Below are 25,307 nucleotides of genomic sequence, written 5' to 3'. Positions count from 1 at the left end.
TACTTTACTTAGCTAAAAAATGCAATAAGTAGCCTTTCAAAACAAACTATAGTAAATTATTTTACTTGCACTGTATAATTCCCTGTTCCACCACCATATTTATATACACTTAAGTAATATTTCCCTGGCTTCGCATTATAATTGCCAAGCAATTTGTTTCCATCACGTTTTGTTGCATAAGTTACATAATTATTTAGATCTGATTCAGAATATAGTACCCAGTTCAATCCAATGTTTTGTTCATTCGTAATAGTAATTTGTAAATCTTTTGGGTCCTTTACATCAATAACAAATCGGTCAACCTGATCTTGATCGCTTAAGTTTCCTCTTAGTAACGTATTTAAAGATAGTGGATTCGCTGTATCAAATGAATTATTCGGTTCTTTTTCTACAACCGTACCTTCTTCCGTATTCAGGCCGCTAAATACAACATCATATTCAAATTGTCCAGCATTATTTACACGGTAATTTACAAAATAAGCAGTCAATGTTTTATATCCAGTCCACTCTTTTCCTGAAAGACGTTTCAACATATCATTCGTTGCTTGATTCATCACTTTCCAGTCCTCAATTTCTCCTTTTGCCGCACTTCCTGTATATGTCCCCTGTAGTGTAAATGTATTAAAGAATTGTGATTTATTTTTTGTTACCTTCGCATCTTTTAACTTTGCTTCATTTGTGATCTCTGACGTAACATCCGCAAGCGATTTTGGATCATGCTGCGCTAAGTAATCATCTGATACTTGTGGAATTGTATACTTATCACGATTATCAATAAGCATTTGCATATAAGATTGATATTCTTCATTTAATTTATTATCTTTGCTTAATGTAGAACGGTATGCATCGTAACTTGAAACATCATTTGCACGAATTAAATCATGCACTTTATCGAACATTTCAGGACGGTTATTATACATATATGATTGCAATGCAAACGAATAATTATAAAAATCCCACGTTCCATATTTCGCATTTAATGTTTGTGATGCTGTATAACGTTTTGCAGGATCATTAGATAACCCACCAATTATACTTTTTCGCGGTACTACACTATCTAATCGCGTTGCACCTGCAAAGAACTCTGCATTTCCTTCTTCAAACCATGTTAAACGTTCATCTTGATACATTTCCCCTTGGCCCCATAATCCCTGAACCTCGTATCTTCCCTGTAAATAGTGTGTAAATTCATGGCGGAACAATTCTTCCAAACTATAAATACTTTGCTCTGGTGTACGTTCATATGTAAAGAACGTTCCTGTCCCTTCAATATAAATTCCACCATTATTCGTTTCATATCCGTACAGTTGGCGATTAAATTGATACTCATCTGGACTATTATAAATAACCATCGTTAACACATCATCAGCATGTCCACTTTCAAGTGGTTTATCGCTACCAACTGTACGATAAAATTGAGAGCGTACTTCTTTCGCTGCCCAGTATAGTCGCTTAATTTTCTCTTCACTAACTTTATCTCCTGCTTTAAAGACAATAGCTCCATCATCAAACGTATACGTTTTCGGTAAATATTTCTTTTTACCCTCTTCTCGAATTTGATCTAAATTTACAGTTTTTCCGTTCGCATCTATTCCTCCATAATTTGTAGTAATTTGTTCTGCCGCAACAAAGTATTGCTCCCCTAAATATGGATAAATTCGCATTGCATCTGTAACAACTTGTTGTCCTTTTGTCGGCGTGCTATGAAGCTTGCCCAATCGGCCGGCATAGTAAATTCCGTTATTTATTAACCATCCATTTTTATCTGATACAGTACCAATTAGTGCGAAACGACTTACTTCATTAATAAAGTTATCGATATTTCGATACCATATCGTATCTTTCGGCTCTTTTCCAGTCGTGTACATATCCGTCTGAATATCAAAGTCAATCCCCTTCATCAACTCATATATAGCGTCTCCTTTTGTTCGGTCTTCAATGAAAGTTGCAAGATTATCGTTATATTGTTTGAAAATTTCACCTGCATATAAAACCGTTTCAACATCTGCTGATGCATTTCCAATTAATTTTCCATATGATGAAATAACTTTATTTTGTTCTGATGTACCTAGTTTGAAATTTGGATTTTTTGCAATTGTTTTTAAAGCCGGTAAACATTTATCATGGTAGCTACGCTCATTTAGTTTGCTTAATTCATCATGGTAAAAACCTAAATAAAATGCTGCACGTAGAGCTTCTACTAATGTTTCAATCCCTTTTGAATCATCTTTCGTATAAGTTTGACCTTGTTCTGCTAGTTTATCAATGATTGCTTGCATTCGACTATCATCTTGATAGAACTTGAGACTATCACTATTAAACTGAAATAAATCCGGGATTTGATACCATTTAATCGTCACAAGAAGATCAGTTAATTGTTTGTTGCTTAATTGATTTAGTTCGGCCATCGAATACTTTTTTTCTTCAGCTAACGGTTTAATATTATCGGTTGGTGCTAGTGGACGCTGCGATAAATCCGCTAACTTTAACCGTTTTGTAAAAGATGCATTTTCTTGTACTGTTGAAGAGTGCGCCAACTCATCAACGGATTTCTGTATTCCTACCGGCTCCATTTGTAATACGTTCTTCACATTTTTCTCTTTTGTCTCTGCTTGAATTTGCAAACCATTACATGATATTGTCACTAGTCCAACACCAAGAATCAACTTAGAAATTTTTGAATATTTAACCATACCATTGCCCCCTTAATTATTTAAAGAAAATTCTGAATTTTAATATCGGAACATACTTATTTGTATGTATTTACAGTTCCGCTATAAATACATGTAAAATCACTAATGCAATAGTAGCTCGTTTTATACTATTACGAATACAGATTCCTTACATACAATCCCCTTCCTTAAATTTAATACAAGCAAAAACTGTGCCAATTATATTTCTTATGCATAGCTAGCATTCTTTCATTAATACTGTAGAATAAAATATACATAGTTGGCTCCGCAATGTATAAATATTTCGACACAAATTCCTCTTTTTATGACGAAAGGACTAGTTGAAAATTATTTTTGCATTAGCCAACAAATAATTTTCAACTAACACCATTCCGAATTTTAAACCCATTCAAAAAGGTAAGTAAACATATTACAAAAGGATAATATGTTTACTTACCTTTTCCTATTTTATATAGATAACAAGCTATCGGTTGATAAAAACAACCTTAATTAGCATTTTGTTACATTAGTTCATATTATGTTCATTTCTCTTTTTCACATTGTAACGGCTTGAATTTCACTTTTTTCCCTTTCTTCTTTTTCGTTTTTATAACGATCCATTCCCCTTTTTCGACGTCTAGGTTTAGGTGTTTCATTACATTGATATTATCTTTTTCTTTATAAAGTAAAAATGCTTCTTGTGCACTCACAAATAAGCTAGGCTGCTCGCTAAATCCACCACTATCATAAATTTTAGTTAGCGAATTATAATAAGAATCATTTTCCTTTCCACCATACATCAAATGGGCAGCCTCCAGATCTCTTTTACTTACTTCCCAAAAACTATGTTCATCAATATTTAAATTAAATGTTGATTTAATGTCCTGTATTATATTCTTCACATACTTTTCATCACGCATTTTACTTTCTTCCAGACAATCCGAAGATAACCTTGGTGCATTTGATTGGGAATGTACAACGTGTTGTATAGATACACACAAAACAAATATGCTTAAAATGTACAATATTTTTTTCATATTTACATATCACCTCAAATGATTTAGATACTATATTATTTGAGGCTTAAGATTTTCTTATGCTAGGAATGTGAAAGGTCCTATAAAATAGACTTTTTATAGGACCTTTTCTTTTAATATTGCTTTATCAAATTCACCGGCTCGGCAACTACCTTACTACTTTTCACATCATATAACCCTATAGGCGTTACTCGTATAAATGGCAAGTGCGTCGCAGAAAAGAATAAAATTGTAAATGCTGGATCGTTATAAGCATATCCTCTTTCTTGCAGTAAGTTCACCATCTTTTTCTCTTCCTGCATTAAATCACTCATATTTACATCCGACATAATCCCAAGTAGCGGTAATGCAATTTCATGTAACACTTCATTCTTTTCAGCTATTACCATTCCCCCGCCGAGCTCTTTTACTCTATGAAAAGCTGTAAGCATATCCTCTTTACTTTTTCCAATCAGAATCATATCACCTGTACCAGAATAAGAGCTAGCAAGACCACCTAATTCTTTTGCAAAACCTTTTACAACTGTATTTACTCGCCAAGTACCATCACGAGCAATCATCATTAAGAAACATTCATCATGATCAATAGAAAGTTCATCATGGTTTAAATCAATTTCACTTACATATGGTTTTGTTATAACATTATTCAGTAAATGTATACCTGTTTTATTAGAAAAAATTATATCCTCTTTTTCTATGGTCCAGTCTAATGATAATGGAGTTACTTTGAAGTTACTCCACTCTATAAGTAAGGATTCATTTTTATTTACTCCATCACGCTTCATCCATTTCCCCTTTGCAATGACGCTTATTGGAATCGGATTTTCTTTACTTTCCAAAATATTAATATTAGCAATTCTCCCTGTGGCAATCGAACCATGTAGATGTTCCATATTATAATAACGAGCAATATTATAACTTGCCATTTGATACGCATCTATTACTGGTACCCCTTGTTCTATCGCTATTGCTATCAACCGATTCGTCATTCCGTTTTCATAAAATGATGGATGCGAACCGTCTGTTGTAAAAAAGAATTTATCAAACTGTTTTACACCTAATTCCAGCAATTCTTTTAATAAAACCTCCAAATCCGGTCTAATCGAAGAATTTCTAAGAGATACAGTGTAACCTTGCATTAGGCGAGTTAACGCTTCCTGCCCTGTCATCGCTTCATGATCGCAATCTGTACCTAACAACTTTAACTTTGCTAACGTTGTTTCAGATGCACCTGGGAAATGTCCTTCTACTTTTTTCTGTAATCGCTTCGTTTCCTGAACCCAATTTAACATTTCATCATCGCCATGTAATAGTTTTGGCCATGCTGTTAACTCTCCGCCTTGAAGAACTGCTTCATGCTGTAGCCACTCCATTATTTCTTCACTATTAAACAACGATTCTCCGTTTTGCAATTCAGTCTGTCCATCAAAACGACACCACCAATACATACTTGCTGGAATCTTTTTAAATTCATCTAATAAACGAAATGCTTCTTCACGCTTTAATGTGAAAAATAAAGTTAAATTATCATTAATAAAAGTTGTTGTCCCAAACTGCATCGCATGATTTGCTAACGTCTCTGGGTTATATAATTGATATGGGTGTGCATGAGGTTCTATGTAACCGGGTACGACACACTTTCCTTCGCAATCAATCACTTCACAATCTGTTAATTGCTCCGGTAACTTCTCTCCTACGTATACAATCCTGTCATCATAAATCCAAATATTTGCTACTGTCCAATTACGTAAGTAAGAATTTAAATACGTTGCATTCTTTAATAAAATGTGCGGACTCCTCTTACCATCTAATACTTCAACATGCTCTCGTAATTGTTTATTACTCCATTTAAAATGATTTTGTCCCAATGTACTCAACTCCAAATCTATTAACTGTTATATTCGTTGAAACGAGAAATAGTTAATCAACTAAAGTATTCCCTATTCATAACTCCCCTGTATAAAACCCTATAACCTTTATTATATGTAATAGTTGTAAAAATAACAATTTTCGGAATTTAAAGTGTACCTCTTTGCTCCAAAATAAACAGGATGTCATGCAACAGACATCCTGTTTATATTTTACTAAGCTAATAGATATAAGATTATTTTAGCTTGATGTTGATGTGGTAGACCCCTTTTGAATCGATATGTTTTTTGAAGCTAAGCTTACAATAAAAGTTATTACGATATTAATAAATAATGCTATTGCTCCTGTACTAATGTCGTTAATAGCGTGTGGGACTGTTGGAAAAAAGGTTGCGATTTTTATATTGAAAATCGTAGCATACAATACAACGAGCACTCCCGTAATGATTCCAGTCATTGCGCCATATATTTTTTGAAAAATAGTACCCCATGCCCACCAAATTAAGATTTTGAAGTCCGTTCAAAATTTCATCTCCCTTTCTCACAAGATTACGATTTTATTAAGAACTAATAATTTTTATAATTAGTTAATTTCTCAATATAATTTCTGTATATGATTCCATTCAAAGATACAAAATATCTAAGTAACTATTTATAATTACATTGTTTTTATATCTAAATTCACAAAGGAGCTACATAACATGGATGAAAAAAATCTATTAAGTCAACAACTTGACCACGTATCATCAGATGCTCTAAATACTCCTAGTAAAGCTCAAGAACAGATGGAAGAAACATCTCAAGAGGCACATAATCCAGACAACACCAATGTTAAAAAGAAAGGCATTACTCAAGATTTACATGGCGTGGACTTACCAATTTCAGACGTATATAGAACAACGAACAAAAAGTAGATTTCAAAGGGAAAACTCTTAAGAACGAGTAAACTTAATTCTTTTCCCTTTTCCTATTGGGGTCCCGCCAGCATTTCGGAAAAAAACCACGCTAAGTAAATTTGGATAAGAAAAGAGCCGCGTTACCCTATTAAGAGTAACGCGGCTCTTTAATCATTAAAAAACGTAAAAATATAGTTTGTATAAATTAATTAAATTGCTGTAGAGAATTTAATAAGTTTTTATAAATAAATGATGTTATATAAGAAAGTTGGTACAAGTTAATAGATGGCAATAGATAAGATGACTTTAACAGGTAATTCAAGGGTTAATCTTATCTATTATCATCTATATTCGAATATAAATTATTAGAAATTAAGGTTATGGATAACTGGTATATCTATTCTAGGGAAACCGCCCATACCCATTCCTGGGAAACCTATAATACGGTGAGAATCTAATGTCATGTTTGCACCTACTTTTTATAAATATTTCATATTCTTTTACATGTTATGCTTAAAGAAAATAAAAGAGCTTATTCTCATTTGAACTTAGGCAGACTAACTACTGATAAGAGGGTTTTATGTCAATTAGTTTGCGGGACCCCTACTAAAAAAATCCTCTATTGCTATAAAAATAAAGAAAAGGCACCTTAGGGTGTCTTTTCTTTATTTCAAGAGGACCTGCTCAATTAATGCGTAAAAACATAAAGTAAATTGAATCCATTAAATTACATGAGTGACCTTAATTTTCCCCTCCTACTCAAAGGAGAGATTAAAATGGGCTTTGGTGGTAGTTGTAGTAGTTGTGGCGGTGGCTTTGCTTTATTAGTTGTATTATTTATTCTATTAATCATAGTTGGAGCTTCTTGCTTCTGCTAAAAAAACTATCGGAAAAGACACTCATATATGAGTGTCTTTTCTTTATGGGGTACTGCCCCATATAAAGAAATTTTAAACATCTTAATCTACCTTTCCTTTATGTAAATATGGGAATAATGAAATTACCCCAAGGATAGCTAAACAAGCTCCAATCCATAGCGGAGATACAAAACCATATCCTTTACTGATCCCAAGACCACCTAGTGACGAACCAATAACAATACCTAGCGTAATAAAAGAACTATGAACGGTATTTATCATCGTTCCATTACTAGCTGTTTTCATGACTCTCGCAACCATAGCTGGATTCATTGCTACACCAGTTAAACCAATAAAAACAGTAGAAATAACGGCAATATATTTATTTTCTGCTCCTAAAGCAAATAAAGACAATGCTACTATCAATATAATCAATCCGCACATCAATATTTTCATTGTATATTTATCAGCAAACTTTCCAATTATTATATTGCCAATTACCGTCGCGCTACCATAGAGAGCAAGTAAATATGGAATACTTGTGCTTGAAAAGCCTGTAACATTTGTAAAAATGGGCGTAAAATAACTAAATGCTGCAAACGTACCACCAATAATAAACATACTTGTTACGTACGCTGCCCAAAGATGAATATTCTTAAATCGTAGAATTTCGTCTTTCCAGTTTAATTGCTCTTTATTTGAAGATGATGGTAACAACCATTGAATCATAATCCCTGATACTAGCACAAGAACAGAAACAGCTCCAAAACTAATACGCCAGCCAAAATATTGCGAAATAACGGTTGTTATAGGTAAACCTAATACAGTTGCGAGCATTAAACCTGCAAGTACAATTGATGCAGCTTTTCCCCTTGAATCAGAGTGAACCAATGTTGCAGAAAAGGAAATCGCAACTCCAAAAGCTGAAGCTGAAGCAATACCAGTTATAATACGTGAAATCATCATAATATTATAGTTCCAAGCAATAGCTCCGAGCGATTGACCAATTAAAAATACAAACATTAAAAACAATAATGCTTGTTTGCTGCGCATTCGTAAGAGGATTGCAGTTAAAATGGGGCCTCCTACCACCATTGCTCCTGCATAAGCTGTAATTAAATACCCAATAGATGATACAGAAACCTGGAATGCAAGAGCAAGTTCATTCATCATACCTGCAACCATAAATTCTGATGTAGTCATACAAAAGATTGCTAAAGCTAATAAATAAATAATCGATGGCATAAAAACACTCCTTATTCATTTTTGTAATGATTGGTACAAAAATATTGCAAAAAAAGAGCGCACTAAGCGCCAAAAATAGACTCCATTGTTCCTTTGATAACTTGTTCAGCTAACATCCGATTTTGCATCGATACATTAAGAACACGGAATCCGTAATAACTGCTTAAAAGCAGACTAGCTAATTCCTCAGCTGATTGCTTCTTTGAAATTTCACCTGTTTGCAATCCTTCCTCCATCACTGTTTCAATAGCTTGTTTAAGAAGCTCAACATGCCTTGAGAAAATTTCTTGAACCATTAAATCGTTTTTAGCACGTTCTACACTGGCATTAATCAATAAACATCCTTTTTGATCAAAATTCTCAAAGTCTTCCTTCAATGCCCACTCAAAAAATTTACTTAATCGTTCTTTAACTGGAATTGGAGTATCTAACAATTTCTTTTGTTCCCTAATCCCAATTTCATGGTAGCGTTCTAATACTTGTTTATACAGTTCATGTTTACTACCAAAAGTATTGTATAAACTTCCTTTTCCAAGTCCTGTATCACTGCATAAATCTTGTGTAGAACACCCCTCATATCCTCTTATCCAAAATGTTTTCATTGCAACATCTACAATTGAGGAATAATCAAACTCTCTGGGTCTGCCGCGATTAGTCAATCTTATTCTCCTCTCATTTTAAAGATAACATTAGTAGAATACACTTTTTGTACCGTTTGGTCAATAAAGGTGTTTTATTGTATTTAAAATAAAATTTGATTATTGTAGACAAGGATCGTTTCATATCTAGTAATTTACTTGGTTAGCTTAATGGCTATAAGGCGGTACCCCATTCCCACCAAATTAAGATTTTGAAGCCCGTCCAAAATTTCATCTCTCCTTCTCCCTTTCTCACAAGAATTCACAGTTACCTTTTGTCATTTAAAAAGAGGACCTGCTATTCGTAGCAAATCCTCTTTTGTTAACCTGAAACTTAATAAAAAATGCTTTCTTCAAATTATTTTTAAATGAATTCCAACAAAAAGGATATTTCCATTTTACTTTCATTCGCTATCAAGCATATATAGTTTCATACGAAATCGATTAAAAAATCGTACCATCCTTTGTAACCTACATTGGATAATACATGAAACATTACACCTTGTAATTCCTAAATCTCTTTCTTTCAATTTTTTTAACTTAATCCAATTTCCCATCCCCTTCTATCCACTTCATTGTTTTTTCCACATCTAATTCCGTATAAGTCTTTTTACCATATCGAACAGACTCATATATCGGAATAATGTCTCTCGTTCTACATATTCTCTTTAACCATTGTTGCATCGTTTCATAGGATCTTCTCTGTTCATGAAATGGTAAAGTTCTTTCCCATTCAACTAACGTTTTCCTTATCGTATCTGTAGGTAGTGGATGCTCTGACTGATGAATGACTTTTTCATTTTTTACAGTTCTTACCGCATTCTCTTTTGTTACCGATTGTTTCTCCTGCTCTATTTCTGTTTTCGTCAACCTTTTCCTAATATACTTGTAGATGGAATATATAATTGACATTGCGATAATCACATAAAAAGCTATACTAATCCATGAGTTTGAGAGTACAGAAAATACGTCCCCCCATTGAAAACTGGAAATTTTCTATCCGTTGTCGTTCTTATACCTGTATCTCCTATTTCTTCATCGATAAATCTTGCAGAATCATCAAACTGTTCGTCTTTACTAGTATCGTTATAATTTTTTTCCGATTTAGTCTCAGTCTCACTAAAAAAACGCTCTTTTACAATGTCCTGTACATACACAACACCCTGCGATAAAGTTATCGCACTAACCGTGAAGAACAGTATGATTAAAGCTCTTACACTCCAAAACTTCACTTTCATATGCCGCTTTTTATTCAACATGACATAAGCCCTTTCTTATTCTTTAATTACAATCCACTTATTCGTTCTACTGTATTTCCTTGGTGAAGTACCAAGAATTAAAGGAACCGCATCCAATTCCTTAAGGCGAAAACCAGCAGTGTAAAAATAAGAAGAAGAAACAGGAGTATCTTGATCTGATATTGAGGCAAGTACTTTTAATACATTTTGCAAATGCTTCCGATTATCACCATTCTTTACATGCAACAAGCCGTTTTCTTTCACGCTGTTAATCCATAATTCAAATGAACAATCTTGCATAAGCAGTTGTTTGCATATGCCTGCTGTTAATTCAATTAGTTCTTCAATATCATTTCGTAAAGAAACGCCACTTTTATGTTGTAAGTTGAGATAAACCGCGTATTTATCTGACTGTGTTCGTTCATATTTTTTCGCCGTTATCGTCCCTGTTTTTGCTGTTGCACTCCAATGGATGGAACGAAAATCTTCATTTTCATAAGATTTCACTCCCATTACTTTCGTTTCATCATACAGCGGAGACGACATTGCTTTTCGAAATCCACGGGACCATTCTTGTAATTCAGGTACTTGTATTTTCGATATAGCTGGTAAAACTAAATAGGACGGCGTATCAACGTGACTATATGTTATAAGGTTCGTTATAAATCCAAAAGGATCCGTAATAACAATTTCAACCTCTTCCCATTTCGCAATGCCTCTTTTTAACGCTACAGCTTGTAAATCAAATGAAACCGTCTCTCCTCCTTTTATATTGAAATTCAAATAATAATTTGAACCTGTACTATGATTTTTGTTTAGTTCATCATGATTCCAAGTTAACTTATTTTCACATTTAAATCGAAATACGATATTGAAAATAGGAAATATCGAGTTGTTTGAAATTTTTATTTTGCACATATTTGTTTCACCTATAAATACATTCGAATTCCCTTGATTGTATTCCCATTCAACACGAGACACTCTACGTATGTATCCATGCGTGGCTCCTATTAACATTAAATATAAAAATACGAGAGATAAAATGAGTAGATTACTTGAAAATATACATAAAATAACGGCTACAATTGATATAACGACTATTACGAAAGGATCCGCTAAGGGGGTATACACAGGCTGTCGCTTCATCATACATTCTCCACTGGCACATGAATCGTATGAAGAATTTCTTTTATAATTTGTTCTTTTGTCGTTTTCATCTCCCCTTCAATCGTTAACGTTAAACGATGTGCACAAACGGATGCGGCAAGTGTCTTTATATCATCTGGCGTACAATAATCTCTTTCATTTAATATCGCCCGTGCTTGAATCGCCCTCATAAATGCCAACGTCCCCCGCGGGCTTACACCGATTTCAATTAACTCATGCTTACGGGTTGCTTCAATCATTTCAAGAAGATAATCTTGTACATCGTTTCCTACTAATACTTCTCTTGCACGTTTTTGCACCGTAATAATTTCTTCACTTGGAATAATAGAATGTAACGTTTCTAACGGATCATTCGTTTGAAAACGTTTCATCATTTCCTTTTCTGCTTCTCTCGTAGGATAACCTTGACGGATAGTGAGTAAAAACCTGTCTAACTGAGCATCTGGTAGTGGAAATGTGCCAGCCGATTCAAGAGGATTTTGCGTTGCTATAACTAAAAAAGGTTCTGGTAATGAATGTGTCTGTTTCGCAATTGTAACGGTACGCTCTTCCATAACCTCAAGTAACGAAGATTGTGTTCTCGGTACAGCTCGATTAATTTCATCCACTAATACGATATTTGCAAAAATAGGACCTAACCTCGTTTTAAAATCCGATTCCTTCACATCAAAATATTCAAGACCAATAACATCTCCAGGTAAAGTATCCGCTGTGAATTGAATTCTTTGGAATTTAGCATCCACGCTTTTTGCTATACTTTTTGCTAATGTTGTTTTTCCGGTCCCAGGGACATCTTCTAATAAAATATGCCCTCTTGCTATGAGAGCTATTGCTGCAAGTTCAATCGATTCATCTTTCCTTATAATGACCTTTGAAATATTGTTAGTGATTTTCTTTAATATGTTCATATATTTCACTACCACCTTTAAATATTTTTAAAATTAAGAATATTTATTTTCCAAATTATAACACATTACGTTAGAAGTAAATATATTCCTATCAAAATAAAAAAGATGACCTCAGCCATACGCTAAAGTCATCTTTTTCTACCTAATTATTTTACTAACTCTCCATTATAAACCTTTATATTAAGCGGCGCAGTTAAAAACTGTGATGCCTTACTAACGAAAGATGTGAAGTGTTCACTCGTATTATGAGCCGCAACTGCGGCTTCATCTTTCCATACTTCTACCATCGTATAAACACTTTCTTTTTCTGTATCTTTATATAAATCATAAGATACATTTCCACTTTCTTCTCTTGAACCATGAAGAAGTGGCTGAATTTCTTCTAAAAATGATTGTTGTTTTGCTGAATCTACTTGAAATATTGCGTGAATAATAATCATGGTGTTTCTCCTCTCATATTCCACTTATTTCTTTTAAAATTACTTCCACTCGGCAACTTTTTCAACTGGAAGACGTACTGATTGATAACCACTGTCAGCTGCTTTTCCGATTGAAATTAACATAACTGGTACGTAACGTTCTTTATCTAATCCGAATGCTTCTGCGATTTGGTCTTTTTCAAATCCACCAATTGGGCAAGTGTCATAGCCGTGAGCACGAGCTGCTAGCATAAATTGCATCGCTACAAGACCACCGTCAATTAAAACAGTATCTTTCATTACTTCTGGTGTAACCATTGAGAAGTAAGCTGAAAGTTTTTTCATTTGATCTTCTTTTACTTCAGCTGGCATTAAACCACGCTCTACTGCTGTACCGTAAATTTCTTCTGCGTTATCAAAGTTGTTTAAATCACCAAATAAAGCGATCATCGCTGAAGATGTTTCTACTTGAGATTGATTGAATTTCGCAAGTGGCGCAAGTGTTGCTTTCGCTTCGTCACTTTCAATTACTAAAAATCTCCATGGTTGCATGTTTACTGAAGATGGTGCAAGTGTTGCTTCTGTAAGAATTTCTGTCATTTCTTCTTTGCTAATTTTTACTGAAGAATCGTATTTACGAATTGAACGGCGTCCTGTTAAAATTTCGTTAAAATCATTTGTTTTTACTGAGTTAGTCATAGTTGTATTCTCCCTTTTTTATAATTCTTTTATATTTTCTTGAATGTGATTTAGCATATTTAAAAGATTGTCGCGTTCTTCCTCACTTAATCCTTTAAATGCAGATGCTGCAAAACGTTCTTTTTCCTCTTGAAACGCTTGAATTTTATTTCGTCCCTCTTCAGTAAGAGAAACTAACGTAATTCTGTTATCATCTGGATTTTTACGTCTTACAATCATTTCATTTGCCTCAAGCTGCTTTAAATGTCTCGTAATCGCCGCATTATCAATATTCACTTCTTGCTGAAGTGCTTTTTGACTAATTTCACCTACTTCATATAACTGAAGTATAAGCTCTAATCGAGACTGACTCATACCCGTACACCCTTCAAACTTCGAACTTACTTCTTTATTTAGAAAGTGTAATTTATATAAAATAATCGCTTCTTTTGAGCATGAACTTGTCAAATTAACCCTCCTTCACAATCAAAAAAATGTTTGATGTATCAATAGTTGATATATCAATTAATATAATCTATATCGATTTAGAATGCAAGCATTTTGTTTTCATTTTTATTTTTCCAAATTAAGGCGCTTTGTAGCGTTACAAAAAATGTAAATTTCATTATAATAGTAATAATTTAAATGACTGGAGAGTGATTGTAATGCGGCAATACACAAATAGAAATGAGGAAATGAAAATGGAAAATGAAATGAGGATATTTATATATGACAACAATAAATATAGGGATTGTCGCGCACGTAGACGCTGGCAAGACGAGTTTGACTGAGCGTATTCTTTATGAAACAAATGTGATTAAAGAAGTTGGCCGAGTTGATAGCGGAAGTACGCAAACTGACTCAATGGAATTAGAAAGGCAGCGCGGAATTACGATTAAAGCATCTGTCGTTTCTTTTTTTATTGATGATATAAAAGTAAATGTCATTGATACACCTGGACACGCTGATTTTATCGCTGAAGTGGAGCGATCATTCCGCGTTTTAGACGGTGCGATTTTAGTTATTTCTGCCGTTGAAGGTGTGCAAGCACAAACAAAAATTTTAATGCGAACATTACAGAAACTAAACATACCGACTATTTTATTTGTTAATAAAATTGATCGTAGTGGTGCAAATACTGAAAAAGTTATGAAACAAATAAAAGAAATTCTTTCAAATGAAGCATTCCCCTTCTACTCTGTCCATAACGAAGGAACAAAGACAGCTCGTATTATTGAATATAAATCATATGACGATTGTATAGAGCGATTAGCGCCATATAACGAATCATTGCTTGCATCATATGTAAATAACGAAATAATACCGGACGCATTATTAAGAAAAGAGCTAGAACAACAAATACAGCAAGCAAATGTATATCCAATCTTTTTCGGATCAGCCATGACAGGCATGGGCGTACCTGAACTACTTGTAAATATTTCAGCCATACTTCCAGCTAATAATTCGTCTCAAGATGAAGAATTATCCGGTGTTGTTTTTAAAATTGAACGTGAATCTTCCGGAGAAAAGATTGCTTATGTAAGAGTTTTTTCAGGTAGCTTACACGTTAGAAAATATGTGGATATACAGCGCAATGAATCTCTACCACATAAGGAAAAGATTAAAAAAATGTGCATATTTCATAATGGAGATGCCGTTCAAACTTCTACTGTTCCTAGTGGAGAGTTTTGCAAAGTGTGGGGACTGAGTGATATAAAAATTGGTGATATTATTGGTGAAAGAACGGATTATATAAAGGATATTCACTTTGCCGAACCACAAATGGAAGCAGCCATTGATGCGGTACCTAAGGAACGAATTCATGATTTATACGCTGCTCTTATGGAACTATGTGAAGAAGATCCACTCATTAAAGTGTGGAAAGACGATATTCATAATGAACTATACATTCGCCTTTTCGGTGAGGTGCAAAAAGAAGTCATTGAAACAACACTGTATGAGAAATATAATTTGCAGGTTACTTTTTCAAATACGCGAATTGTATGCATTGAGAAACCAATTGGCGTAGGTAATAGCGTGGAAGTAATGGGTGAAAAAGCGAATCCATTTTACGCAACAATTGGTTTTAAAATTGAACGTGGTGAACTTAACTCTGGCATAACGTATAAATTAGGTGTTGAGCTTGGTTCATTGCCTTTAGCATTTCATAAAGCGATTGAAGATGCAGTATTCCAAACGTTAAAACAAGGTTTATACGGATGGGGAGTTACGGATATTATCGTCACGTTAACACATACCGGCTATGCAAGTCCTGTTACAACAGCGAGTGACTTTAGAAACTTAACACCGCTCGTTTTAATAGATGCTTTAAAGAAAGCCGAAACATATGTATATGAACCAATAAACGAGTTTGAATTAACCGTACCGGAACGTGCAATTAGTACCGCAATGTATAAGCTCGCTGCCATTCCAGCAACTTTTGCAGAGCCTATATTATATAATGATTCTTACCAATTAACAGGATCATTACCTGTTGCGAAAACAGAGCATTTTAAACGAATGCTTCATTCATTTACTGAAGGAGAAGGTATCTTTACAACAAATCCAGCTGGTTTCACAAAGCTGAAGCCTCCCTTCCCTACTCGAAAACGTGTTGATTATAATCCGCTGAATCGGAAGGATTATTTGCTTCATGTGCTGAAGGCTTATTAAAGTAAAAGAGGTGCAATTCGCACCTCTTTTTGCATGTATTGATAAGTTAGTTTTCCCTAACAATTTCTTTAAGCTTTTCTATTATTTTCGCTATTGCTTCAATTGAATTTTCTGTTTCATATTCTCCAACATTTACAGAATGATTTGCGTTTTTGATAACATCAATTTTTAAATTTGTATTTTGTAACTGATTAATTTGATCTGCATTGTATTGGTGATCTTTGTCTCCAATTACTAAAAGCCCTTCATGATCACTATGTAAGATAGATTCAAAAATCGTATCAAACGTCAGTAAAGGTGTAAGTAATATCATTTTTGACTGCAAAAACTCTTCTCTCTTCATTACACCATTCGCAATTGGAATCGTTCCAAGTGATTTCCCTAAAAACATTGTATGACTGTATTGCTCATCTTTTAATACTTCATTCATTATAGGATGAATATCATCCATCATTACTTTCGTTACTTCTTCCATTAGTTTATTCATTAATTGTCCATCATAAGAATAATGAATATGTACAACATCAATTTTATGTTCAAGCATTAACATCGTCGCATAATAAAATAACGGCTTATCGTAATTGTATCCTGAACCTGAGAACATAAAGCAAACCGTACTAGAACCTTTTTCTATATGTGTATAATGAATTGCTTTGTCATTTATATGTATCTCTTTTTTAGTCCCCTTCACCGTTCTCCCCTCCGAATACATTTAATCTTGTAAGACGATATGTTCTGTATGAACTGCTATATCCTTTACTTTCTCTTTTATAAACGCGGGCTGTAAATTATATGCATCTAACTCTTCTACCGGCACCCACTTAAATAAATACTTCCTTCCCTCTTCTTCCAAAATATATTGATCTTCTCCATTTGCAGGTAACTCATGTAGCTCTACTTCGTAATAAAAACTAATCTCATGAAACTTTCGCTCAGAAAGTGTGAAGAAATTTTCTACTGACCATATTAATCTCTTCACTTCAATAGGAACATTTAGTTCTTCTGCAAGCTCTCGTTTTAATGCACCTTCACTATTTTCTAGCATTTTCACCCTTCCGCCTGGTACGTACCAAAAATCTTCACCTTCACCTTGCTGAATGAGTATTTTATTATCGTATTTACAAATTGCTCCGACACGGTAATTAAAACATGTTTCCTCTACTTTAAACGTAAGATCCATCTGTAATGCCCCCTTATATATTAAATATCGAATTATAAAAAAACGATTATGTATGTACAAATAAGATTACTAAATTCGCCCACTTCATTCAATCATTTTCGAATTTTCCGAACTCTTATTTTTCATCATTACAAGTGTATATACATATGTTACAATCACATTGCACACTAGAAAAACAGTATGGGGGTACGAATGGAAACGTTATTAATCCAGCAAACTGAGAAATCCAATAAGTTTTGGAAAATCGTTGTGAAAGAAAAAGACTACGTTGTGTTTTATGGGAAAATTGGCACAGCTGGCAGCGTGAAAGCGAAAGAGTTTGAAACAGAAGAAGAATGTATGAAAGAAGCTAACAAACTAGTTGCTTCCAAACGTAAAAAGGGATATATAGACCCAATTTTAGGGGAAGATTACATAAAAGAAAAAACGATAACAGAAGAAGAATTTTGGGAACTACTCGTTCGTGCAAAAACGAAAGGCGAAGATCAAGAAGAACAAATAGAATGGCTTACTTCTCACCTCGCTAAACGTACAGTACATGAAATTGTAGCTTTTGATACGCATATGCATCGCATATTAAAAGCTTCCTATACTTCTCGTTTATGGGCAGCAGCCTATATTATTTTAGGCGGTTGTTCGGATGATTGTTTTGATTACTTCCGTGGATGGTTATTATATCAAGGAAAAGAAACTTACGAAGCGTGTATTGAAGATCCTGAACGGGTAATTCCTGTATTAGAAAATTTAAGTGAGTATGATGTACCAAATATTGAAGAACTTTCTTTATACTTCGGTTACACTGTATATGCAGAAAAAACCGGGGATGAAGATGATACTTACTTTACACTTTATCACGTACTAACTAATGAAAGAACTTATAATGACGACATTGAATTCGATTGGGATGAAGATGACGAAGAAGGATTGAAAAAAATGTTTCCTAAGCTGTGGGAAATGTACGGGGAAGAACCGATTGAATGGTAGATGAATATTAGGACTCTGTTTAGCAAATAGACAGAGTCCTTTTTCATTGGGCTCTTATTTAAACTCTCTTTATTTCATGCCACTTTTCTAACAGCACCTTTTCTCTTTCCTTTGAAATACCTGCTTTTAATTCCCTATTTTCTATTTCCTTCATCCACCCATACACGTCTGTAACTGTATCTTCTAAACTTCTAAAAGTAAGCCCTTCTTTAACGGCACTCTCGACACTAATAGAAAATCCACCTTTCCACGGCTTCGTTTCACCTTCTAATGGGAAAGTTTCGGGAAGCCATAAAGGCATCTCTGTCCAAGGCTGCACTTTATGTTCATTCATAAACGATTCATCGACCCAAACAAATTCAGCATCGCTATTCGTAAACTTTTTACACGTATTTAATAGCTCTTCCATCGTCAATTCATCATTCGGACCTGTTATATTGAATGTACCTGCTTTATTATTTTCTGCCATGTTGAGTCCAAAGCTCGCGACATCTTTTATATCGACTAATTGCACTGGACGATCTTTTCTTCCTGGAACTAACACTTTTCCGCCCTTTGCTACACGCCCAATCCAGTATGGAAGCCGATCTGTATAATCAAACATTCCTGAAAGAAGCCCTGCCCTTACATGTAAAACACGCCCCGGCCAATACTTCTCTACTTCTTTTTCACATAATACTTTAAGCGCACCGTAATGCTCATAAGGAGATATTTCACCATTCTCTACAGCCTTTATTTGCTCACCCGTTGGTTCAGGTTGTAATATATAGTCTTCTTTTATGCGATGCGGAATCCAATCTTTATATACGGAAAGACTTGAGATGAATATATAATGGTTTACATTATCTTTTAATACTTCTCCAACATTCCTAATATGATGCGGAGAAAATCCGCACGTGTCGACTACCGCGTCCCATTTTCGATTTTCTAAACTTGATACATCACCATTTCTGTCACCGATAAGCTGCTCCACTTCAGGAAAAACTTCTTTGTTTGTTCCGCGGTTAAATAATGTAACTTCATGACCTCTGTTCAAAGCCTCTTCTACAAAAGCTCTTCCTAAAAAACGTGTACCACCTAGTATTAGAATTTTCATGGTTCTCCCCCATTCGTGATAAAAAATCTATTCATTTGTTTAACGATTTTTTATTGTGGAAAGTTACGGGTGAATAATTTATTTTGCCAATACACTTTCAAGTTCATAAACAAAAAAGAAACCCTTTTGAAAAAATTAATCAAAAGGGTTTCTTTTTTTATTAACTTTTCATTTTATTAAAAGAGTTATAAATACATTATACTACTCTATTGTAATACTCCAATCACCATCTGCTTTTATCGCAAAGCTATACATCCCTGAATTCTCGAAAACTTGAGAAGATGATCCTTCGTATGCACCAATTTTATTTACTAACAAATTCTGATCGTTCACTTTAACAATAAAATTCCTTGAACCTGTATGTTTTAATTTAACAATATGGTTTCCACTAGGAACATCGATGAAAACTACGTCATCACCATGACCATTAATCGTACCTGGAACCTTTTCAGATACAAGTGGTGTTTCTTGTGTTACAGTAGCATTCCAGTTGCTACTTGATTTTACTTCTAAATAATATTCTCCACTTACTGGAATAGTAGTAGATACTTTTCCTGAATAATTTCCGATAGTGTTTACTAACAATTCTATCGTATTACCACTACTATCTTTTAGATATACAATAAAGTTTCTGGAACCCGTATTATTAAAATCAAAGAATGCTAAGCCTGAATTTAGTTGTATTTTATTTGTGACAGAGTCTCCAGAACCTTCCATTTTATTCTTTTTGCTTTCATATAATTCCTTTAATTGCTTATTCGCTTCTTCATTTGCAATTCTTTTTTCTTCGTTCATCCTATTTTCTTCATCTTTAATGAAATTCCCTAATGATTCTTGATTATTTAATGTTTCAACTTTAATTACTTCCTTTGCATTTAATACTACTGCTACAATTTGTCCCTCTTTAGTATCAAATGTGTATAGTCCAGCTGGATTATAGTTATTATAATTTCGTACTTTTATTTTACTCTCTTCTTTTTTATCATCAAATTCCTTAGTACTCATACCAGTAATAAACAAAGATTTTATTTCTTCTGTACTATACTCTTTATATATAGGCTCTTTATCTTTCTTTACTTCATCCGAAGAAGTTACTTCTTCTTTTTTTGAATCCTCTTCACTTGTCGTTTCTTCACTTACCTTCGATTCATTTACCGTAAAAGTGTCCTTTTTCGGAACAAATACAATGCAAATGAATGCAACTGAAAAACATCCGAGACATGCTACAATTGCTTTCATTCTTTTTTGCCAGTCCATTCTCTTATGAAATCTAACAATGAATAACCCACTGATTATCATTCCGAACACTAATAAAAACATAAAAATACCATACATACCTAAATACCTTCCTTTTCCTTTCTTACAACAAAAGACCCTGTTTATTCATACAAAAAATGCACATACCTTTCTCCATTCCAGCTATGATATTAACACATTATACTTATACATGAAACGTTTTTATTATACAAATATAATTATATTTGTATTAACAGCTAAACTAGTAGGCTAAAATTAGTAGCAAATATACAAAATAAACAAAAAAGGATTTTCTTAATTTTAATTTTTAAATAAACTTTAATAAAAGAAAAAATCCTCCTGCAGTGTAGGAAGATTTTTAAATTTAACTATAGACATCGCTTAATTAACTCCCATATATCCTTAGCTTCCAATATAATTCCAGCTGCTATGGCCACCACCAATTCCTCCTCCGGAATACAACAAATCACATTCCCACCATCACCCATTGCACTGTATGAAAAGACCCCATCTTCTTCTCTTAACCACCATAAGTAACCATATTGATTCTCGCTCATTTCCGTTGATTCTTTTATCCATGATTTTGAAAGAATATGGTTTCCATTATAAGTACCTTCGTTTAAATATAAACCTCCAAACTTGGCCATATCTCTAGCTGTCAACGTAAGTCCCCAGCCACCTGTTGAAATACCGTTTGGATCGTGAACCCACCCTTTCACATCTTTTCCGAATAAGTCATCGAATCCAAATGCTTTCATATTGTAGTTTGGAATTTCTCTCATACCAAGTGGTTGAAATAAATATTCATTGGCAAATTCACGCGCACTTTTCCCTGTTGCGCTCGTAATAATTGCTGATAGTACATGCGCTCCTGCAGATGAGTATTTAAAAGATCCGATTTCTCCGCCGTTCCCCATTCTATTAAGTGTATACTGTACCCAATCCTCTTGTGTACATAGTTCTTCTAACGGTTCTTGCCAGTCTACAAAAGGATATGGCGCTGTCATTGTTAGAAGATGGCGTACTGTTACTTCAGATGCCTTAAGTTTATATTCAGGGAAAAACTCTATTACTTTTTGATCAACGCTTTTTATATAGCCTTTATCTATACATATCCCAATTAGCGCAGAGATTATCGTTTTTGTAACTGACGCTACATGAAATGCATCCTCTGGACCGTGACCGTTATAATATTTTTCAAAAATAACATTACCTTTCTGTACTACTAACATACCATTCATATTTTTATATTCTTCTTTTATAATCTGATCTAACTTTTCAGCAGTTTTCATTATTCCTTCCCCTTTAACCTATAATTAAAAAGGTTCGATAGGTACATATATATCAACTATATGTTTATGCTTTGGATGCTTCTTTGGATCATTTCTATACACTTCAAAAGGATACGAATCTCTCGGTTTATATCCGCTATTTGGCAGCCATTCACCGTATATAAAGTCCCATGCTCCTTTATATTCATCTTGGAATATTTCAAAATGCCCTACTGCATACTTTCCAGAAGGTATTACCATTATTCCAACGTCATTCGTTTCTACTGTGGATTCATCTGAAATTGTTACACATAGACTTGTTCTTAAATGATAATCCTCAGTAAATTCATGATGATCGTGGTAAATGGTTAATACTTTCGTATCCTCAAATACATGATAGTTTTGCTTAGCTGCGTAATGAAATAATTTCTCTATCATTTTCGGAAAAGCTATAGTTAACTCTTCATATGTACCGATATGTCTTATGTATGCGACGTTTATATCGTCCGCTGTTACAATTTCAACATTTCCTCGAACCTTCTTACATTCATTGTATTGAGAAAGTTCACTTACGTCTTTGCAATTCTTGCTATTATGGTTTCGATATTGAGACGGACTTACACCGTAATAACTTTTAAATGTCCGAGAGAAAACTGCTGAATCTGTGAAACCAAAATGGTAAGCGATATCCGTAATCGTCATATCCAATCGATATGTAAGAAGGTTTGTTGCCCTTTCTAACTTCAAGCGATTCACATACCGGGATAACGGTTCATCTACTATTCCTTTAAAAATTCTATGAAAATGATACTTTGAAAATCCTGCTACATCGGCTAGCTCTTCAATGGATAGTGAACTGTCTATGTTTGATTCTATATAATCTTGAACCTTATGTATGCGTCTTAAATACTCATTTCTACTTTGTTTACTCTCCATATTTCTAGCTCCTCACAACAAAAAGAACCATCCTAGAATACTTTTAGGACGGCTTTCTATTCGTAATAGGTTCTTCCATATTTTATTGTTAAATCGATATAATTTCACTATATTTTTTAAATTGATGGTAATGTGGCGGTATCCCGATTTAATTTAAAGAAACAACTATTTTTTTATAACCTTACGCAAGTTAATAATATTATTGGGATTTAGCTCCCATTGTCTCATTAGTTCTTTTTGTCTTGTTTTTAAGTCTTCAAATGGTTCTTCCACCATGTCGATTTTATTAAATTTCCCTTCGAAAACTAAAGCATTTTTTATCTTTTTATATCCACCAAACCCTAAATCATCATTTAGTAACCAGACTACTCTCTGTATTTTTGCAAATAAAATACCACCTGTACACATTGGACACGGTTCCAACGTGCTATAAATAGTAAACTTCTCATTTTTTATTTTTGCATCAAACATTGCTTCCCCTGCATTGCGAATAGCATCTATCTCTGCGTGAGCTGTTATGTCTTTTTGCGGATGCACTCTATTCCTTCCTCTTGCAATGACATTATTATTTCCATCAACAATAACTGCTCCTACTGGATAGGTGTTTTCTTTTAACGCCTTTTCTGCTTCTTCCAATGCCATCTGTAAAAAATATCTATCCCTCTCAAAATTCATATAGATCCCTCTTTTTTAGATGAATTATGTTACCGAAATTCCTTTCGACTATCAGACTACCTTCTATCAAGCTAACAAAGTCAACCATTCTTTATGCAACGGATAACATTTTCATATACATTTAACTTAGTGCGTTTAGGTAAAGCTTATTTCTCTACACATGTTTCAAAAACAAAACTCTACTACCGCCGTTCCCATCATAATTTGTATGTACCGATACACCCTCTACCTCATCATCCCCAGCCTCAATTCGAAAACCGATTTCTTGATGAAATAATATCGATTTTTTATTAATTGGTGATGTGATTGCTTTTACAACTTTACGATTATTTGCACGAGCGACATCGAAGAAATAAGAATACAATGTCGATGCGATTCCTCTTCTTCTATACTTCGGATTTACTCCGATAAAATGAACGTACGCTTCCTCTTTATGCGTTTGTGAAAAGAATCCGCATAAGAAACCTAACGTTTCTCCCTCTTCTTCAATAATAAAACTCGTTTCTTGAAAGTGGACGAAAAACAATTTTGGCAACATGCCAGCCATGTCTCTCCCGCCCCACCAATCATTTAAAACAGAATGAATTTTTACATAATCTTCCCTTTGGATGTTTCTTACTCGCATATGTTTCTCCCTCTCACTCACTTCATTTTTTCATAAATTTTAATGACTGTTTCTACTAAAAGGATGAATACCCATATCCCGCAAAATACAAGAACTGACTGAAATATAGATCCTAGCATAACAATACTTATTAAACCTAATTCTGGGCCTGAAATGGATATTTCATCAAATCCTATATTATGTATAAATGGACCAGTTGAAAAAGCCATCAAAATAGATGCTATTAAATAGATAACACTCATTATTTTTAATATTTTTATAGAAAGATACGAAGTTTGTTCTTGCTCCACTTGTGATAATTCGATTTCTCCGCTCGCAATTCCTTTTTGCAAACAATCTTCACATAGAAATTCTTCCTTAATTTTTTTACCACCGTGCAATGTACCTGTTATTTCTTTACAGCGTGAACACTTTCGATTTATCATTGTGGTATCACTCCCATCTCATAAGATTATACTTATACAATTCCATTTTTACCTTAATATTCCTTTTATGTATTTTATAGAAAGATGAGGTGTTTTATGATGTCTAAACTTACTTTTGGTTGTAAAAAGCTTACTGAGCAATATGTATTACGACCTAGTTGTTATGCAATTATTTTTAACTCAACTTCTTCAAAGATTGCTGTTGTCCAAAAAGGGGAACGATACTTTTTACCTGGTGGCGGTATGGAAGGTACTGAAACAAAAGATGAATGCTTACATCGTGAACTACTAGAAGAATTAGGATGGGCAATTGAAATTGAGCAGTATATCGGTAATGCAATGCGATATTTTTATTCTGAAAAGGAAGATACATATTATTTAAACGATGGGTTCTTTTATATTGCTAATATGGTGCAGAAACAAACTGAACACTATGAGGAGGATCATGTTTTGCGGTGGATGTCTCCTTTACTTGCTATAGAGCTTCTCATTCATGATCATCAAAAATGGGCCATTGAACAAGCGATTTTATTACGAAATAAAAAATGATCTCCTTCTATGT

Annotated in this window: 24 protein-coding genes and 1 pseudogene; 5 read left to right on the top strand and 20 right to left on the bottom strand. The window is 33.9% G+C overall.

The window, feature by feature from the left end; translation table 11 throughout:
• Positions 1 to 56: 56 nt before the first annotated feature.
• The 3 genes from colA to COC96_RS05550 all read right to left on the bottom strand — a co-directional run bounded on the left by colA (position 57) and on the right by COC96_RS05550 (position 5,577).
• Complete coding sequence (gene colA, locus COC96_RS05560; protein ID WP_098768446.1) at positions 57 to 2,693, bottom strand: collagenase ColA; 2,637 nt, start codon at positions 2,691 to 2,693, stop codon at positions 57 to 59.
• Between the two features lie 521 nt (positions 2,694 to 3,214).
• Positions 3,215 to 3,709, bottom strand: a complete 495-nt coding sequence (locus COC96_RS05555) for a hypothetical protein (protein ID WP_098768445.1) — start codon at positions 3,707 to 3,709, stop codon at positions 3,215 to 3,217.
• 113 nt (positions 3,710 to 3,822) lie between these two features.
• The gene (locus COC96_RS05550) at positions 3,823 to 5,577 is read right to left on the bottom strand and encodes an adenine deaminase C-terminal domain-containing protein (protein WP_098768444.1); all 1,755 of its coding nucleotides are present in this window, start codon (positions 5,575 to 5,577) and stop codon (positions 3,823 to 3,825) included.
• A 701-nt stretch (positions 5,578 to 6,278) separates the two neighbouring features.
• Here COC96_RS05550 and COC96_RS05540 point away from each other — a divergent pair.
• Both COC96_RS05540 and COC96_RS05535 read left to right on the top strand, forming a co-directional pair.
• Positions 6,279 to 6,491: a hypothetical protein gene (locus COC96_RS05540; protein WP_002146987.1), complete on the top strand. Its 213-nt coding sequence runs from the start codon at positions 6,279 to 6,281 to the stop codon at positions 6,489 to 6,491.
• Between the two features lie 758 nt (positions 6,492 to 7,249).
• Positions 7,250 to 7,351 carry a YjcZ family sporulation protein gene (locus tag COC96_RS05535; protein ID WP_000505688.1) on the top strand — a complete coding sequence of 34 codons (102 nt, stop codon included), beginning with the start codon at positions 7,250 to 7,252 and terminating at the stop codon, positions 7,349 to 7,351.
• 81 nt (positions 7,352 to 7,432) lie between these two features.
• On the opposite strand, the gene COC96_RS05530 is transcribed toward COC96_RS05535, so the two are convergent.
• From COC96_RS05530 to COC96_RS05495, 8 genes and pseudogenes are all read right to left on the bottom strand, one after another.
• Positions 7,433 to 8,575, bottom strand: coding sequence for an MFS transporter (locus COC96_RS05530; RefSeq protein WP_098266321.1), 1,143 nt, complete (start codon positions 8,573 to 8,575; stop codon positions 7,433 to 7,435).
• A 62-nt stretch (positions 8,576 to 8,637) separates the two neighbouring features.
• Positions 8,638 to 9,234 carry a TetR/AcrR family transcriptional regulator gene (locus COC96_RS05525; protein WP_098266320.1) on the bottom strand — a complete coding sequence of 199 codons (597 nt, stop codon included), beginning with the start codon at positions 9,232 to 9,234 and terminating at the stop codon, positions 8,638 to 8,640.
• 519 nt (positions 9,235 to 9,753) lie between these two features.
• A pseudogene (locus COC96_RS05520) lies at positions 9,754 to 10,472 on the bottom strand (signal peptidase II).
• 15 nt (positions 10,473 to 10,487) lie between these two features.
• Positions 10,488 to 11,597 carry a DUF58 domain-containing protein gene (locus tag COC96_RS05515; RefSeq protein WP_098768443.1) on the bottom strand — a complete coding sequence of 370 codons (1,110 nt, stop codon included), beginning with the start codon at positions 11,595 to 11,597 and terminating at the stop codon, positions 10,488 to 10,490.
• Positions 11,597 to 12,526: an AAA family ATPase gene (locus tag COC96_RS05510; protein WP_098768442.1), complete on the bottom strand. Its 930-nt coding sequence runs from the start codon at positions 12,524 to 12,526 to the stop codon at positions 11,597 to 11,599. The genes COC96_RS05515 and COC96_RS05510 overlap by 1 nt, the downstream gene beginning before the upstream one ends.
• Positions 12,527 to 12,672: 146 nt before the next feature.
• A complete protein-coding gene (locus COC96_RS05505; RefSeq protein ID WP_098768441.1) occupies positions 12,673 to 12,966 on the bottom strand; it encodes a putative quinol monooxygenase in 294 nt (97 codons plus the stop codon).
• Positions 12,967 to 13,005: 39 nt separating this feature from the next.
• The gene (locus tag COC96_RS05500; protein WP_098252461.1) at positions 13,006 to 13,644 is read right to left on the bottom strand and encodes a nitroreductase family protein; all 639 of its coding nucleotides are present in this window, start codon (positions 13,642 to 13,644) and stop codon (positions 13,006 to 13,008) included.
• Between the two features lie 18 nt (positions 13,645 to 13,662).
• Positions 13,663 to 14,091, bottom strand: a complete 429-nt coding sequence (locus tag COC96_RS05495) for a MarR family winged helix-turn-helix transcriptional regulator (RefSeq protein ID WP_000204172.1) — start codon at positions 14,089 to 14,091, stop codon at positions 13,663 to 13,665.
• Between the two features lie 261 nt (positions 14,092 to 14,352).
• On the opposite strand from COC96_RS05495, the gene COC96_RS05485 reads away from it, so the two are divergent.
• The gene (locus COC96_RS05485) at positions 14,353 to 16,296 is read left to right on the top strand and encodes an elongation factor G (protein WP_098768440.1); all 1,944 of its coding nucleotides are present in this window, start codon (positions 14,353 to 14,355) and stop codon (positions 16,294 to 16,296) included.
• A 46-nt stretch (positions 16,297 to 16,342) separates the two neighbouring features.
• On the opposite strand, the gene COC96_RS05480 is transcribed toward COC96_RS05485, so the two are convergent.
• Both COC96_RS05480 and COC96_RS05475 read right to left on the bottom strand, forming a co-directional pair.
• Positions 16,343 to 17,008, bottom strand: a complete 666-nt coding sequence (locus tag COC96_RS05480) for an alpha/beta hydrolase (protein WP_098768439.1) — start codon at positions 17,006 to 17,008, stop codon at positions 16,343 to 16,345.
• A complete protein-coding gene (locus COC96_RS05475) occupies positions 17,009 to 17,476 on the bottom strand; it encodes an NUDIX hydrolase (RefSeq protein WP_098266311.1) in 468 nt (155 codons plus the stop codon).
• Positions 17,477 to 17,668: 192 nt separating this feature from the next.
• Between COC96_RS05475 and COC96_RS05470 the strand changes: the two genes are divergently transcribed.
• Complete coding sequence (locus COC96_RS05470) at positions 17,669 to 18,460, top strand: DUF4240 domain-containing protein (RefSeq protein WP_098768438.1); 792 nt, start codon at positions 17,669 to 17,671, stop codon at positions 18,458 to 18,460.
• A 58-nt stretch (positions 18,461 to 18,518) separates the two neighbouring features.
• Here COC96_RS05470 and COC96_RS05465 read toward each other — a convergent pair whose 3' ends face one another.
• From COC96_RS05465 to COC96_RS05435, 7 genes are all read right to left on the bottom strand, one after another.
• Positions 18,519 to 19,556 carry an SDR family oxidoreductase gene (locus COC96_RS05465; protein WP_098768437.1) on the bottom strand — a complete coding sequence of 346 codons (1,038 nt, stop codon included), beginning with the start codon at positions 19,554 to 19,556 and terminating at the stop codon, positions 18,519 to 18,521.
• Positions 19,557 to 19,757: 201 nt separating this feature from the next.
• Positions 19,758 to 20,891 carry a hypothetical protein gene (locus COC96_RS05460; RefSeq protein WP_098768436.1) on the bottom strand — a complete coding sequence of 378 codons (1,134 nt, stop codon included), beginning with the start codon at positions 20,889 to 20,891 and terminating at the stop codon, positions 19,758 to 19,760.
• 290 nt (positions 20,892 to 21,181) lie between these two features.
• A complete protein-coding gene (locus COC96_RS05455; protein ID WP_098768435.1) occupies positions 21,182 to 22,105 on the bottom strand; it encodes a serine hydrolase domain-containing protein in 924 nt (307 codons plus the stop codon).
• Between the two features lie 24 nt (positions 22,106 to 22,129).
• Positions 22,130 to 23,020, bottom strand: a complete 891-nt coding sequence (locus tag COC96_RS05450) for an AraC family transcriptional regulator (RefSeq protein WP_098768434.1) — start codon at positions 23,018 to 23,020, stop codon at positions 22,130 to 22,132.
• Positions 23,021 to 23,185: 165 nt separating this feature from the next.
• Complete coding sequence (locus COC96_RS05445) at positions 23,186 to 23,695, bottom strand: nucleoside deaminase (protein WP_098252468.1); 510 nt, start codon at positions 23,693 to 23,695, stop codon at positions 23,186 to 23,188.
• A 154-nt stretch (positions 23,696 to 23,849) separates the two neighbouring features.
• Positions 23,850 to 24,320, bottom strand: a complete 471-nt coding sequence (locus COC96_RS05440; protein WP_098768433.1) for a GNAT family N-acetyltransferase — start codon at positions 24,318 to 24,320, stop codon at positions 23,850 to 23,852.
• 17 nt (positions 24,321 to 24,337) lie between these two features.
• On the bottom strand, positions 24,338 to 24,745 hold the full coding sequence (locus tag COC96_RS05435; RefSeq protein WP_098266304.1) for a DUF3980 domain-containing protein: 408 nt from the start codon (positions 24,743 to 24,745) through the stop codon (positions 24,338 to 24,340).
• A 96-nt stretch (positions 24,746 to 24,841) separates the two neighbouring features.
• Here COC96_RS05435 and COC96_RS05430 point away from each other — a divergent pair, with 96 nt between their 5' ends.
• Entirely contained in the window at positions 24,842 to 25,294 is a 453-nt protein-coding gene (locus tag COC96_RS05430; RefSeq protein WP_098768432.1) for an NUDIX hydrolase, read from the top strand.
• The last annotated feature ends 13 nt before the right edge of the window (positions 25,295 to 25,307 follow it).

The organism is Bacillus cereus (assembly GCF_002577405.1).
Classification (GTDB): domain Bacteria; phylum Bacillota; class Bacilli; order Bacillales; family Bacillaceae_G; genus Bacillus_A; species Bacillus_A cereus_AU.
Note: the sequence above shows the minus strand (reverse complement) of the source record. Positions and strands in the feature narration are given on the sequence as shown.

What these genes read in the sequence shown, in the direction of transcription:
- colA (WP_098768446.1), bottom strand. Translation starts at nt 2,693, where the DNA reads ATGGTTAAATATTCAAAAATTTCTAAGTTGATTCTTGGTGTTGGACTA.
- COC96_RS05555 (WP_098768445.1), bottom strand. Translation starts at nt 3,709, where the DNA reads ATGAAAAAAATATTGTACATTTTAAGCATATTTGTTTTGTGTGTATCT.
- COC96_RS05540 (WP_002146987.1), top strand. Translation starts at nt 6,279, where the DNA reads ATGGATGAAAAAAATCTATTAAGTCAACAACTTGACCACGTATCATCA.
- COC96_RS05535 (WP_000505688.1), top strand. Translation starts at nt 7,250, where the DNA reads ATGGGCTTTGGTGGTAGTTGTAGTAGTTGTGGCGGTGGCTTTGCTTTA.
- COC96_RS05530 (WP_098266321.1), bottom strand. Translation starts at nt 8,575, where the DNA reads ATGCCATCGATTATTTATTTATTAGCTTTAGCAATCTTTTGTATGACT.
- COC96_RS05515 (WP_098768443.1), bottom strand. Translation starts at nt 11,597, where the DNA reads ATGAAGCGACAGCCTGTGTATACCCCCTTAGCGGATCCTTTCGTAATA.
- COC96_RS05510 (WP_098768442.1), bottom strand. Translation starts at nt 12,526, where the DNA reads ATGAACATATTAAAGAAAATCACTAACAATATTTCAAAGGTCATTATA.
- COC96_RS05505 (WP_098768441.1), bottom strand. Translation starts at nt 12,966, where the DNA reads ATGATTATTATTCACGCAATATTTCAAGTAGATTCAGCAAAACAACAA.
- COC96_RS05500 (WP_098252461.1), bottom strand. Translation starts at nt 13,644, where the DNA reads ATGACTAACTCAGTAAAAACAAATGATTTTAACGAAATTTTAACAGGA.
- COC96_RS05485 (WP_098768440.1), top strand. Translation starts at nt 14,353, where the DNA reads ATGACAACAATAAATATAGGGATTGTCGCGCACGTAGACGCTGGCAAG.
- COC96_RS05480 (WP_098768439.1), bottom strand. Translation starts at nt 17,008, where the DNA reads ATGTATTCGGAGGGGAGAACGGTGAAGGGGACTAAAAAAGAGATACAT.
- COC96_RS05475 (WP_098266311.1), bottom strand. Translation starts at nt 17,476, where the DNA reads ATGGATCTTACGTTTAAAGTAGAGGAAACATGTTTTAATTACCGTGTC.
- COC96_RS05470 (WP_098768438.1), top strand. Translation starts at nt 17,669, where the DNA reads ATGGAAACGTTATTAATCCAGCAAACTGAGAAATCCAATAAGTTTTGG.
- COC96_RS05465 (WP_098768437.1), bottom strand. Translation starts at nt 19,556, where the DNA reads ATGAAAATTCTAATACTAGGTGGTACACGTTTTTTAGGAAGAGCTTTT.
- COC96_RS05460 (WP_098768436.1), bottom strand. Translation starts at nt 20,891, where the DNA reads ATGTATGGTATTTTTATGTTTTTATTAGTGTTCGGAATGATAATCAGT.
- COC96_RS05455 (WP_098768435.1), bottom strand. Translation starts at nt 22,105, where the DNA reads ATGAAAACTGCTGAAAAGTTAGATCAGATTATAAAAGAAGAATATAAA.
- COC96_RS05450 (WP_098768434.1), bottom strand. Translation starts at nt 23,020, where the DNA reads ATGGAGAGTAAACAAAGTAGAAATGAGTATTTAAGACGCATACATAAG.
- COC96_RS05445 (WP_098252468.1), bottom strand. Translation starts at nt 23,695, where the DNA reads ATGAATTTTGAGAGGGATAGATATTTTTTACAGATGGCATTGGAAGAA.
- COC96_RS05440 (WP_098768433.1), bottom strand. Translation starts at nt 24,320, where the DNA reads ATGCGAGTAAGAAACATCCAAAGGGAAGATTATGTAAAAATTCATTCT.
- COC96_RS05435 (WP_098266304.1), bottom strand. Translation starts at nt 24,745, where the DNA reads ATGATAAATCGAAAGTGTTCACGCTGTAAAGAAATAACAGGTACATTG.
- COC96_RS05430 (WP_098768432.1), top strand. Translation starts at nt 24,842, where the DNA reads ATGATGTCTAAACTTACTTTTGGTTGTAAAAAGCTTACTGAGCAATAT.